We start from the raw sequence: 12,215 nt of genomic DNA, 5'->3' as shown, positions 1-12,215 counted from the left end.
GTGAGAAGAAAAGCATAGCAATAGAACAATCCGATTATTCCTCATTTGTCTCCATTTTGTACGCCTGAAGGCAGCCCATAGCCTATTTCTTTTTATCCATCCGCTCCCATATTCTTAAATAAGGGTACGGGTCAAATGACCATTCTGTCCGCCCGTTATCCTTATACATGCCATAATGCAAATGAGGCGGAAATTTTCCTGCTGTTCCGGGAGGACCATAGCCGGAGCTTCCTACAGATCCAATTACTTGTCCCGGCTTCACAACCATTCCCTCACGCAGATTTTTAGCGAAGCCGTTAAGGTGGCCGTAATAATGATACGTATTCCGGATATCACGGATCCCGACTCTCCATCCTCCATAGCGGTTCCAGCCCTTCATCTCAACGATCCCATAGGAAGTGGCTAGAACGGGCACACCATAATCAGCGAATAAGTCAGTTCCTTCGTGAATTCTCCGTCCGCCCCACCCCCGTGCATCTCCCCATGTGCTTTTATAGCTGTAGTTGTAGCGAAGGGGTACGGGAAAAGACCGGCCGCTTAAATTAAGAGTGTTAGCACGATCGATAATTTTGAAATGGCCAAGGATCAGACTCACCGATTTGTCTCTTTGGTAATAATCCCACAGGCCTATCTTTGTGTTTTCTAATCCTCTGCCATACTGGCTCAGAAAAGAGGCGTAGGAGTACAGAACATCTTCATCATTGGCGGGATCGGCTTTTCCATCGCCGCTCCCGTCTTTTCCTATCCCGCCAAAAAGCTGGATGCGCGCAGGGTCTGTTTCTGAAGGTGCAGGGCTTAGCGGTCCGCTCCAGCGCTCAGGCTGGATGTAAATTCCGATTAATCCGGTTTGCTTCGGCAGATCTCTTCTGGATAAACGGACATTCCGTTCAAATTCATCTGCTGCAGCAAGGAGCTTCCAGGGTATATGGGTGCGTTTCTCCATATCCTTGAAAAGCAGGGTTCGCTGAGTGTTTATTTGAGCTTCTTCATCTGTCTGAGAAGCAACTGCAGCGGGCGGGAAGCAGAAAGTCAAAAAAATCATGGCAGCAACTGCTAAACGAAACATGAGTAGCCTCCTTTCAGGCTGTTTACATTACATATAGTTTGAAGCCATTTAAAAATTTCATTAATAGTAAATCTTAGAAAAACAGTAAGTCCGGTTTTCCTTGTCGTTCAATCCTTTTCTATGTTAAAGTGAAGGTTGTAGGAGAAAAATGCTTGGGGAAAATGCGCAATTGTGGTGACGTTTTCATTTGCTTCATTCACTCACAAGACTACATACTGGAGATGATTTTTTTGATCAAACAAGAAGAACATTTACGCAAACCTGACTGGTTGAAAATAAAACTGAATACGAATGAGAATTATACAGGCTTGAAGAAGATGATGAGAGAAAAAAATCTCAATACGGTCTGTGAAGAAGCGAAATGTCCGAATATTCATGAATGTTGGGCGGTTCGGCGTACAGCCACCTTTATGATTTTAGGTGCTGTTTGTACGCGGGCATGCCGCTTTTGCGCAGTAAAAACCGGATTGCCGACTGAGCTTGATCTTGAGGAGCCGGAACGCGTCGCTGATTCTGTTGCTCTGATGAATCTGAAGCATGCGGTTGTTACAGCAGTAGCACGTGATGATCTGAAAGATGGCGGTTCACAGGTATTTGCTGAAACGGTTCGTGCGATTAGAAGAAAAAGCCCGTTTACCACTGTCGAGGTTTTGCCTTCTGATATGGGCGGATCATTTGAAAACTTGAAGACGCTTATGGATGCCCGCCCTGACATTCTGAACCATAATATTGAGACGGTTGAACGTCTGACACCTAGAGTGCGGGCGCGTGCAAAATATCAGCGGTCTCTGGAGCTTTTGCGGCGCTCTAAAGAGCTGCAGCCGGATATTCCAACAAAGAGCTCAATAATGGTCGGTCTCGGCGAAACGAAGGAAGAGATTATTCAAACGATGGATGATCTGCGTGCCAGCCATGTAGACATCATGACGATCGGGCAGTATCTGCAGCCTTCCAAAAAACACTTGAAGGTTCAAAAATACTACCATCCGGATGAGTTTGCAGAGCTTAAAGAAATTGCGATGACAAAGGGCTTCAGCCATTGTGAAGCAGGGCCGATGGTCCGTTCTTCCTATCATGCGGATGAACAGGTAAATGAAGCATCTAAGAAAAGACAGGCAAACGCATAAAACAAAAGTGTCACTGCTGAGGCAGCTGACACTTTTTTGCTGTTAAGGAAATTAGTATTCACAAATCTTTGCGGGAACGTTCATCTGTTGTGCGATCAACGGTTTTATTCCTAGTTGGAGCGTGTTTTCTCATAGGAATCCTTCATGTCCTGATCCAGGCTCTCATTTGTTTCTCCATAGCCTTCCCCGTTTGCATTCTCGCCTTTATTCAAGCTTTTACCCTGAGGGGATTCTTTAAGCATCTGCCGGATGAGCTTTGCCAGGACGGCATCTGCTTCAGGGCTTTCGGAATCCAACGTGCGGTAGGATTGGAGCTGGTCGATCGCTGCCTCGTTATCGGATATATAAACATGATAATAGCGGGGAACAGCAGAAATCCCTGTTTTGCTGACCATATCCGCCATTTCATTCCGGTTTTTGCTGCTGCCGCGATATGCAACAAGGACTTCTTCGTCTGTAACAAGAGTAGCCGCTTCTTCAATGCCCGGCAGCTGAACGGTTAACCCGCTTACCGTATCCGCAAGTGCTTCGCGGTCAATAGCGTAAAATTCAGTCTGTTTGCCATTTTTCATCAGAGTGTTTCTCTTGTGATGAACATAGCCGAAGCTTTCCGTCCTATTTGTTTTTTTACTGTCACTTTCCGTTTTCTTATACATAGTTGTGTTTTCGTCCACATTGATGGTGCTTCCATTCTCATCTGTCAGATCGCTTTTCCCCTCTTCGTTCATCTGGCAGCCTGAAAACAGGATCGTCATCAGTGGAAGGATCAGTATCTGCTTGCTGAAGCTTCTCATACTTCTGCACCTCCTTTCCTTAAGATAACCAGAGTTCAGCAAATTTTCCCTAGTAATTGATGGAGAAGCAAAAATCAGATATGATAAAGGAAACAAATGTCCGCTATAAGGAGCGCTGTCCATTGGTAACGGTACAGAATATTCATTATGAAATTTTCAAGAATGAGCGTGATGGCTTCAACGAGGAAGCATTTAAGGCCAGATACTCGGACATATTGAATAAATATGATTACATTGTCGGGGACTGGGGCTATGGCCAGCTTCGTTTAAAAGGCTTCTTTGAAGATCAGAACCAAAAAGCATCGTATGATACAAAAATAAGCACGCTTGATGAGTATCTGTACGAGTATTGCAATTTTGGCTGTGCTTATTTTGTGTTAAGAAAAATCCGTAAATAAAAAAGAGCCTCGCTTTAAGCGAAAGCTCTTTTTTTACTGTTCATTTTTATCCGGGTCATCATGGGTTGGATGCGCACCTGGATGCTGGCGCGGAAGTTCCTGATGAAGATTTTTATTTTCATAATTAAAAGCGCTGTAGTAACGCTGGTTCTTTTTCCAAGGCGAACTTTTATTTTCCACAGGCGTATGCTTCCCTCTCGGTGCGCCGTAGGGTCCTTCCGGAGTAATTTCCGGAAGAATATAATTCCGCATCGCTTCAACATTTGAAAAATCATGATACTCTTCGTTGTTTTCGTCCATTTTCATCCCTCCGAGAATTATTTTCACCGGAAGGAAGCCTTTTTATCCAATTGCCAACGCTTCCTGCGAAGTGCAAGCGGGGATGAATCCTATATTCACCTGTTTAAAACAGGCTTCAGGACAGCTCAAACAAGCTCAAAGAGGAAATCCCTTAGCTCCTCCGCTTCTTCTTCAGACAGCTGAAAAGCATGTTCCAGGTAGCCCGGCTCATCAAGATCATCTTCTCCAATAATGGCAAATCGGCTGCTTTGCAGGTTTAATACAATCGCTTTTCCAAAGAACCGGTCAGTCTGCATGAGGGCAAGGTCAAAACGCTGGTGCTCTCCTGTAAAACTGACAAACCTCGTTTTCGTCTCCACCATGTCATCATAAAGAAAAAAACGCTCCATCCCTTTTCATCTCCAATCCTGTTATGATTTCCGGTTAAATATCAAGGTATAGCAGATGGTGTTCACAGAAAATTCCAGGCTTTTAAAAAAATTATACCAAAAGAAACAAGAGATCCATTGAAAAACAGAAATTTTCTCTCAAAAAATCCGATTTGAGCTTGTTTATGGTAAAATGTGATCATATATAAGTTCATAACTAGAAGGGCTGAGGAAATGTTCCGTGAATTTTGCACTATAAATGTGAAACGGATTAATAAATGGAGCAAAATATTACTACCATATACCTATTTGAAATATTTCCCGCCGCAGTTCACTTTACGGAACCCGCTTCTTGAAGGTGTCTTTGAGGCAGTTAAAAACGGAGAAAAAACGGCAGCGGTTGTGATTAAATTTACCAATATGAAGGATTTTGCTTTGCAGCTTGAACCCTCTCAGGTAAAAGAATTTTGTCAAAGCTTTAAAAAAGAGTCAAAAGCCATACTGGAGACGTCCGTGTTCCAGAATGATATACTTGTGGTGCATGATTATTATAATAGAGGGTTAACCGTCTTTCTGAAAATTGGGGAGAATAAACAAAGCGTTACGCATATTGAGCATTTTATTCATTTCTTCGTTTCTGAACTGCAGAAATGGCTCTCTGCCTCCTATCCTTACATCCAATTTACAAGCGAGTCCGGGTACATGTTCGTGGACAGAGCAAGCGGATCTATTCATGATGCCATTCTGAAGGCTCAGCAGCAGGCTGCAGAAATGGCTGAGAAGCGTGTTCATTCCAAATACATAGATATGGTCCTAACCATCAGGGAAATTGTCCAGCAGCAGAAAATCATGCTGCTCGCTCAGCCGATCATTGAGCTGGATACCGGAAAAGTGAAGGCGTGGGAAATGCTGACAAGAGGACCAGCAGGAACGCCGCTTGAAAATCCTTTGCAGCTGTTCTCAGTAGCCAGACAGACCAATATGGTGTATGAGCTGGAAATGCTCATTTTGGAAAAAGCACTGCTTATGATTGAAGAGACGGGGACCACAGAGGACATTTACATTAATTTTACCCCTCTGACGCTTGGCAACAAACGGTTCACTGCCTCTGTATTAAAAGCATTTGAAAGGCATCCCGGCGTCAGCCCCCGTCAAATTATCCTTGAAATTACCGAGCGCGACTCTATAGAGGGCATGGCATTTTTTATGGAAAACATCCGGAGGCTCAGGGATTTGGGCATCCGGATTGCAGTTGATGATACGGGGGCGGGCTATGCAAGTCTGCATACAATCAGCGAAATTCTTCCTGATATTATCAAAATAGATCGTTCAGTTATTGAAAACATTGATACAAACCGGGTGAAGGAGTCGATGCTGAAAGGGCTTCTGCTGATCGCCAGGGAGACAGGATCACTCGTTGTAGCCGAGGGGATAGAAAAGAAAGAAGAAGCGGATGTACTAACAAGAAACAGGGTAGACTTGGCCCAGGGATATTTTTATGCGAGGCCGGGATTGCTTCAAAAAGAACGGGTAGCCTTCTAGAAGGGGATGACAGCATGTACTTTGTAGACCGGGGGAAAATAGAAGAGACGCTGAAGCTGATGGAGGAACTGACAGGATTTTTTTCAGAAACAGAAGCGTTTGAGACAAAGATGGAAAAGCTTGCTTTGCAAAGGCTTGGACATTTGCTGATGGAAAGTGTACTCGATACGGGCAATGCACTTATTGATGGATTTATTATGAGAGATCCAGGCAGTTATGAGGACATCATCGACATTCTGCTTGATGAGAAAGTAATCGGTGCTGAGGATGAAGGCGGCTTGAAAGAGCTGGTTGCTTTCAGAAAATCACTTATTCAGGACTATCTGTCAGCTGACACCGGCCAGCTTGAACAGCTTTTACAAAGGCAGTTTACCGTCCTGCAAGCATTTCCTGAAAAAGTCCGCAAGTATTTGCTGAACGAGCTTGGACCGGTTTCGGCCTTCAAGAAGTAATTTTTCAAACGGCTTTAGAGGAGTGAGCAGCATGAAATCATACAAAGGGTACTTAATTGACCTGGACGGGACCATGTATAAAGGTACGGAGCGGATTGAGGAAGCGGGACAATTTGTAAGGCTATTAAAGGAAAAAGAAATCCCGTATTTATTTGTTACGAACAATTCTTCTGCAACTCCTGAAAAAGTGGCGGAAAAATTGAATGCTTTTGACATTCCATGTTTGCCGGAGCAAGTTTTCACCACTTCCCAGGCAACCGCTAATTATATGGATGAACAGAAGGCAGGAAGATCTGTGTATATCATTGGGGAAGAAGGAATCCGAGAGGCTCTCGCGGATAAAGGCTTTGAAGAGGGAGATGAGACGGCAGATTTTGCAGTAGTCGGCATTGACCGGGGAATTACGTACGAGAAGCTGGCCAAAGCCTGCTTAGCGGTCAGAAATGGCGCGCGCTTCATCTCGACAAACGGCGACATCGCCATCCCCACAGAACGCGGATTGCTCCCCGGCAATGGCTCTTTAACATCCGTCATCGCTGTTTCCACCGGGATAGAACCGACTTTTATCGGCAAGCCTGAGCCAATTATTATGGAGCAGGCACTCGAAGTGCTCGGAACAGCCAAAGAGGATACATTAATGGTAGGGGACAATTATGCTACGGATATTATGGCAGGAATCCGCACTGGAATGGATACCTTAATTGTCCACACAGGGGTAACATTAAAGGAGCATCTTGAGGCAGTGGAAATACAGCCCACTTATGCAGTTCATTCCCTGGAGGAATGGTTTAGCCGCATTTAACAAAAGCCGGGGAATACCTCCCGGCTTTTACTCTGTATTTGCAGCCCTGTGCGCGAGCCTGCTCGATGCAGCAGCCGCAATTGCGCCGACCAGATCGTCAAGAAAGGTATGGCACATACCCGTCGATTTATCATTCAGAAATTGGAGAATCCCTGGTTTTTCTTTATCAATGTAGCCGTAATTCGTAAACCCGATGGAGCCATATATGTTGACGATGGAAAAGGCCATAATCTCGTCCACCCCGTATAAGCCCTCATCACTTGCAATAATGCTTTGAAGCGGTTCCTCAAGCATGTTCTTTTCTGCGAGCATATCCAGCTGAATCCCTGTTAAAATGGCATTTTGCACTTCCCTCTTAGCAAGGACTCTTTCTACGTTTGCCAGACAGTCATCCAGCTCTAGCTCAGGATGATATTTTTTTTGCAGAAAATACACAAGCTCTGCTATGTCCTTTGTTTGAACTCCGCGTGCTGCCATCATTTCACGGGCTTTTTTTTCTACTATATCCATGCTGCGCTTCTCCATCCGCATCATCCTATCTGTTTTAATCTTCTATAAAAAATGGCTGTGTTAAAGCTTCATGCTGCTTTTGCTGCACCTGCTGGCTGAAGCGGAAGGCGTGAGTTCCTGAAGACGCTGCACGCTTGGGAGGCACAGCGCCCTTGGATAAACGAATGCCGGCATCGGTAATCAACACAAATTTTAACAGAGCTTTAAAATAAATTAGATTTTCTTATTATGGTATACATTCTGCTGAAAAAGGTGTGAGCGAACGCCATCAAAAATTAGCATATTCCTTTATGGCTCTGATTAGGATAGGGTAAGACTGCTGAAACGGAGATGGTCCCCCTGAAAGATTTCTTAAAAGAACACTTTGGGCTTCAGGTGCCGGAAGTATTTAAAGCCGGGAGCTATGATGCCTTCCGGATCCACGGTACAATCGGAATGCTGATTCCTGTCCAGCATATGGATGAACAGGAGCTGTATGAGCTTTATTATATGAGTCAGTATTTACAGGAAAAAAGAGAACCATACGTTGCAGCATTCTGGCCGAGCGTAACCGGAACATTGTCGGCAGAAAGAAACGGGAAACGCTTTGCCGTCTTAAAATGTCCGGACCGGCTTGTTTCCCGCAGCCAATCCACTGGGAGAGAGCTGGCGCAGTTTCACCAAAGGGCCCGCAGCTTCCCTTATCAGGCCGATAAAACGAAGCGGATAGGACAGTGGAAGGAATTATGGGAAAAGCGGCTCGATCAGCTTGAGGCGTTTTGGAGAGGGAAGGTTCAGGCACACCCGCTTGACCATTTTGAAAAACTGTTTATTGAATCCTTCCCTTATTATCTTGGATTGGCAGAAAATGGTATCCAGTACCTCGTGGATACCGAGCTGGATGATGAACCGCAGGCATCAGACTCTGCCACGATCTGCCACAACCGCTTTCATTCCGCTGTCTGGAAAAAGGAATATCCAATGAAGCTTCCAACAGACTGGGTTTTTGACCACGCAAGCCGGGATCTTGCAGAGTACCTCCGGCATGAATTTCTTCAGCATCCAGAAGATTTAAAGCGTGAGGGAGGCAGCTTCCTTGCCGACTATGACCGGACGGTTCCGCTGTCTTCTTTTTCCTGGCGGCTTGTTTACAGCCGGCTGCTTTTTCCGATTCATTATTTTGAATGCATTGAGGATTATTATCTTGCTTCTGATTCCAATAAACCTCACTATGAGAAAAAGCTGCATGAACTTCTTCAGCGCTCCTCAGAGTATGAACAATTTTTAAGATCCTACTCAGGCATGCTCTCGATGAGAACCCGCAGAATTCAGCTGCCCGTCCTTCATTGGCTTGCGTAAACCTGTCCCGGTACAATATGGGCAGGTTTTTTTTAGACTGGTAAAATCAGGCGGGACGTTATCGGAAGCGTTTACAGGATTAGTTAGCTGAAAATTCAGCCTTGTAAAATAATATGACGGGATTTATAATGCAACTATATATAAATTGTCTATTACATAAATACAAATGTACTTCTTAAGAGGACATTTGTGCTTTTAAAAGAGAGGAGACCGTGTACATGGAAGCAATTCAAGTAGGACTGCTTGGTTTAGGTACGGTTGGGAGCGGCGTTGTGAAAATCATTCGGGAACATCAGGACAAATTAATGCATCTTGTAGGCTGTCCGGTTGAAATAAGAAAAATCCTTGTCAGGGAAAAAGACAAACAGCGGCTGATTGACGTGGACCCCTCTTTGCTTACGACAGATCCGTATGAAGTGATCCAGGATCCAAAGATCGACGTATTAATTGAAGTAATGGGCGGGATTGAACAAACAAAAGAATACTTGCTGGAAGCCCTGAATAAAAAGAAGCAGGTTGTCACTGCCAACAAGGATTTAATGGCTCTGTACGGATCAGAGCTGCTCGCTGCTGCTACAACTAACGGGTGTGACCTGTTTTATGAAGCGAGTGTTGCTGGAGGCATCCCGATTCTCAGGAGTCTTGTGGATGGTCTTGCATCTGACCGGATCACGAAAATGATGGGAATTGTAAACGGCACAACAAATTTTATCCTGACAAAGATGAGCAAGCATGGCAGCCCATATGCTGAAGTACTGAAAGAAGCCCAGGATCTCGGCTACGCCGAATCTGATCCGACAGCAGATGTGGAAGGGCTGGATGCAGCAAGGAAAATGGCGATTTTGGCACGGCTTGGCTTTTCTATGAACGTTGATTTGCAGGACGTCCAAGTAAGAGGGATATCAGCCGTTTCGGATGACGATATCAGCTACAGCAAACGGCTTGGATACACGATGAAGCTGATTGGCATTGCCCATCGTCAGGCAAACAGAATTGAAGTAAGCGTGGAGCCGACGCTTCTCCCGGACCACCATCCGCTTTCAGCGGTCAATGACGAGTACAACGCCGTCTATGTATATGGAGAAGCGGTAGGGGAAACCATGTTTTACGGACCGGGCGCAGGCAGCATGCCGACAGCTACAGCGGTGGTGTCTGACCTAGTGGGTATCATGAAAAATATGAGACTTGGAGTAAATGGAAGAAGTGCGGTCGCTCCCCAATATGAGAAACAGATGAAAGAACCGGAGGAGATTTCTGCGCAGCATTTTCTCCGCATTCATGTAAAGGATCAAGTTGGCGCCCTCGCTAAGATTACCGGCCTGTTCTCCCAGCGCGGAGTGAGCTTTGAAAAAATTCTGCAGCTTCCATTGAAGAACAGTGAACTTGCAGAGATTGTCATCGTAACACACCACGCATCCCAAAAGGATTTTGACGAAATTCAATCTCAGCTTGACGATTTAGAGGTTGTTTCGCAGGTGAAAAGCACGTATCGAGTTGAAGGGAATGGCGGGGTATGAGCTGGGGCGGATTGCTTAAAGCGTATAAGGACTATTTGCCGGTAACGGACCGCACCCCCTCTCTGTCTCTTAATGAAGGAAATACACCGCTTATCCGGCTATCCAGCCTTTCAGAGCAATTCGGGATCGATTGGTATGTGAAGACGGAAGGAACCAATCCAACCGGGTCATTTAAGGACCGGGGAATGGTATTGGCTGCAGCAAAAGCGAAAGAGTCAGGCAGCAGCACTGTCATGTGCGCATCAACGGGAAATACATCGGCCGCCGCAGCCGCCTATGCTGCCAGAGCGGGAATGAAATGCATCGTGGTTATTCCGGAGGGGAAAATCGCTCTCGGAAAGCTTGCACAGGCGGTTATGTACGGGGCAGATATTTATGAAATTCCAGGAAATTTTGATGATGCACTCAAGATTGTAAGAAGTGTATGTGAAAAACTGCCGATTACACTCGTCAACTCTGTCAATCCTTACCGGCTTGAAGGACAAAAAACGGCTGCATTTGAAGTGTGCGATGTTCTTGGCGGAGCCCCGGATGTTTTATCCATCCCTGTCGGCAATGCTGGAAATATTTCAGCGTATTGGAAAGGGTTTGTAGAATACAACGGCAAGCACCAAACAGGCTTGCCTCAGATGAGAGGCTTTGAGGCAGAGGGAGCAGCCGCCATTGTCCGGAACGAAGTGATTAAGCAGCCCGAGACAATCGCGACTGCAATCCGGATTGGCAATCCCGCAAGCTGGGATCTTGCTGTTGCTGCAGCCAGTCAGTCCGGAGGAAAAATCGATGAGGTGACAGATGAGGAGATTGTCGAAGCTTATAAATTGCTGGCCCGGACAGAAGGGATTTTTGCGGAGCCTGCTTCATGTGCTTCCATTGCAGGAGTCATGAAACAGCTCCGGAATGGCGATCTTCCTAAAGGTATCCGTGTCGTATCCGTTCTGACTGGAAATGGGCTCAAGGACCCTAATACGGCAATTGACCGAAATGAAATAAAGCCGGTTTCTCTACCGAATGATGAAGCAAGTATGCTGGAGCGGCTGGAAGGAGTGCAAACCGTATGAAGGAAGGCGAGATGCTAAAGATTAAAGTACCCGGCAGCACCGCCAACCTGGGACCGGGCTTTGACTCCATCGGACTCGCATTAAGCCGGTTCTTAATCCTGACGGTATCATTAGCTGAAGAATGGTATTTTGAATCAGAAAGTCTGGAAACTGCCGGATTGCCGGAAGGGAAGGATAACCTGATCTGCCAAGTGGCAGAGCGCACAGCCTTAGCTTATGGAGCCAGCCTCCCCCCATGCCATGTTAAGGTATGGAGTGACATTCCCGTAGCCAGAGGACTTGGAAGCAGTGCCGCCGCTATTACAGCGGGCGTAGAGCTTGCAGATGCTTTATGCGGACTTGCACTTACGCTTGAAGAAAAGGCAAGGTATGCGAGCCTGGAGGAAGACCACCCGGACAACGCTGGAGCATCTGTCTACGGAGGACTGGTTATAGGCCTCCATCAGGAGGAAGAGACACACCTCGTTCATCTTCCTGAGCTTAAAATGGAGCCGGTTGTAATCATCCCATCCTATAAAGTGTACACAAAAGATGCCAGAGACGTACTGCCGGCCTCTTTGCCCTTCAAAAAAGCGGTAGAGGCGGGAGCTGTCGGCAATATGCTGACAGCTGCGCTGATGACGGGGAACTGGCCGCTCGCGGGCAAAATGATGGAAAAGGATCTTTTTCACCAGCCATACAGAGGAACCCTCACACCCGAATTAAAGCTGGCTTCGCTGGCTGCAAAAGAAGCAGGAGCCTACGGTGCCGCTTTAAGCGGTGCAGGTCCTGCTATCATTTGTTTTGCGAAGGAAGGGGAGGGAGCAGGCATCGCCCGGGCACTCAGCCTCCGGTTTCCTGATTGTGAAGTGGATCGCCTCTATGTGCCTGCCCATGGAAGCACAGTAGAGCGTTTTTCAAGCTTTAATCCGACCGGCAGTTTATGAAGGAAAGGCACGCATTC

General features: G+C 46.1%; 14 protein-coding genes. 9 read left to right on the top strand and 5 right to left on the bottom strand.

The window, feature by feature from the left end; genetic code table 11:
* Positions 1 to 82 precede the first annotated feature (82 nt).
* Complete coding sequence (locus ACQCV8_RS00980; protein ID WP_426842675.1) at positions 83 to 1,066, bottom strand: M23 family metallopeptidase; 984 nt, start codon at positions 1,064 to 1,066, stop codon at positions 83 to 85.
* A 230-nt stretch (positions 1,067 to 1,296) separates the two neighbouring features.
* Between ACQCV8_RS00980 and lipA the strand changes: the two genes are divergently transcribed.
* Positions 1,297 to 2,193, top strand: coding sequence for a lipoyl synthase (lipA, locus tag ACQCV8_RS00975; protein ID WP_426842674.1), 897 nt, complete (start codon positions 1,297 to 1,299; stop codon positions 2,191 to 2,193).
* 110 nt (positions 2,194 to 2,303) lie between these two features.
* On the opposite strand, the gene ACQCV8_RS00970 is transcribed toward lipA, so the two are convergent.
* Positions 2,304 to 2,987 carry a YhcN/YlaJ family sporulation lipoprotein gene (locus tag ACQCV8_RS00970; protein WP_426842673.1) on the bottom strand — a complete coding sequence of 228 codons (684 nt, stop codon included), beginning with the start codon at positions 2,985 to 2,987 and terminating at the stop codon, positions 2,304 to 2,306.
* Positions 2,988 to 3,109: 122 nt separating this feature from the next.
* On the opposite strand from ACQCV8_RS00970, the gene ACQCV8_RS00965 reads away from it, so the two are divergent.
* Positions 3,110 to 3,385 carry a YutD family protein gene (locus tag ACQCV8_RS00965; protein ID WP_426842672.1) on the top strand — a complete coding sequence of 92 codons (276 nt, stop codon included), beginning with the start codon at positions 3,110 to 3,112 and terminating at the stop codon, positions 3,383 to 3,385.
* Positions 3,386 to 3,418: 33 nt separating this feature from the next.
* Here the strand turns inward: ACQCV8_RS00965 and ACQCV8_RS00960 are convergent, their stop codons facing one another.
* Positions 3,419 to 3,685, bottom strand: coding sequence for a cytosolic protein (locus ACQCV8_RS00960; protein ID WP_426842671.1), 267 nt, complete (start codon positions 3,683 to 3,685; stop codon positions 3,419 to 3,421).
* A 125-nt stretch (positions 3,686 to 3,810) separates the two neighbouring features.
* Positions 3,811 to 4,074 (bottom strand): DUF3055 domain-containing protein, encoded by a 264-nt coding sequence (locus ACQCV8_RS00955; RefSeq protein ID WP_426842670.1) that lies wholly within the window; start codon positions 4,072 to 4,074, stop codon positions 3,811 to 3,813.
* 213 nt (positions 4,075 to 4,287) lie between these two features.
* Here ACQCV8_RS00955 and ACQCV8_RS00950 point away from each other — a divergent pair, with 213 nt between their 5' ends.
* From ACQCV8_RS00950 to ACQCV8_RS00940, 3 genes are read left to right on the top strand one after another with little or no spacing between them, the layout of a single operon-like run.
* The gene (locus ACQCV8_RS00950; protein ID WP_426842669.1) at positions 4,288 to 5,595 is read left to right on the top strand and encodes an EAL domain-containing protein; all 1,308 of its coding nucleotides are present in this window, start codon (positions 4,288 to 4,290) and stop codon (positions 5,593 to 5,595) included.
* Between the two features lie 14 nt (positions 5,596 to 5,609).
* Positions 5,610 to 6,047, top strand: coding sequence for a DUF86 domain-containing protein (locus ACQCV8_RS00945; protein WP_426842668.1), 438 nt, complete (start codon positions 5,610 to 5,612; stop codon positions 6,045 to 6,047).
* A 31-nt stretch (positions 6,048 to 6,078) separates the two neighbouring features.
* On the top strand, positions 6,079 to 6,849 hold the full coding sequence (locus ACQCV8_RS00940; protein WP_426842667.1) for a TIGR01457 family HAD-type hydrolase: 771 nt from the start codon (positions 6,079 to 6,081) through the stop codon (positions 6,847 to 6,849).
* 27 nt (positions 6,850 to 6,876) lie between these two features.
* Here ACQCV8_RS00940 and ACQCV8_RS00935 read toward each other — a convergent pair whose 3' ends face one another.
* Entirely contained in the window at positions 6,877 to 7,374 is a 498-nt protein-coding gene (locus ACQCV8_RS00935) for a phosphatidylglycerophosphatase A family protein (protein WP_426842666.1), read from the bottom strand.
* Positions 7,375 to 7,689: 315 nt separating this feature from the next.
* Between ACQCV8_RS00935 and yutH the strand changes: the two genes are divergently transcribed.
* The 4 genes from yutH (at position 7,690) to thrB (ending at position 12,198) form a co-directional block, all read left to right on the top strand.
* Positions 7,690 to 8,697, top strand: a complete 1,008-nt coding sequence (yutH, locus tag ACQCV8_RS00930; protein ID WP_426842665.1) for a spore coat putative kinase YutH — start codon at positions 7,690 to 7,692, stop codon at positions 8,695 to 8,697.
* Between the two features lie 218 nt (positions 8,698 to 8,915).
* Positions 8,916 to 10,214, top strand: coding sequence for a homoserine dehydrogenase (locus ACQCV8_RS00925; protein ID WP_426842664.1), 1,299 nt, complete (start codon positions 8,916 to 8,918; stop codon positions 10,212 to 10,214).
* A complete protein-coding gene (gene thrC / locus ACQCV8_RS00920; RefSeq protein ID WP_426842663.1) occupies positions 10,211 to 11,272 on the top strand; it encodes a threonine synthase in 1,062 nt (353 codons plus the stop codon). Before ACQCV8_RS00925 ends, thrC begins: the two co-directional genes overlap by 4 nt.
* A complete protein-coding gene (gene thrB, locus ACQCV8_RS00915; RefSeq protein ID WP_426842662.1) occupies positions 11,269 to 12,198 on the top strand; it encodes a homoserine kinase in 930 nt (309 codons plus the stop codon). The genes thrC and thrB overlap by 4 nt, the downstream gene beginning before the upstream one ends.
* Positions 12,199 to 12,215 lie beyond the last annotated feature (17 nt).

Origin of the sequence: Metabacillus sp. 84 (genome assembly GCF_050107715.1) — a bacterium.
In the GTDB taxonomy this organism is placed as follows: domain Bacteria; phylum Bacillota; class Bacilli; order Bacillales; family Bacillaceae; genus Metabacillus_B.
The sequence above is the reverse complement of the archived record's forward strand: the minus strand, read 5'-3'. Positions and strand labels throughout refer to the sequence as shown.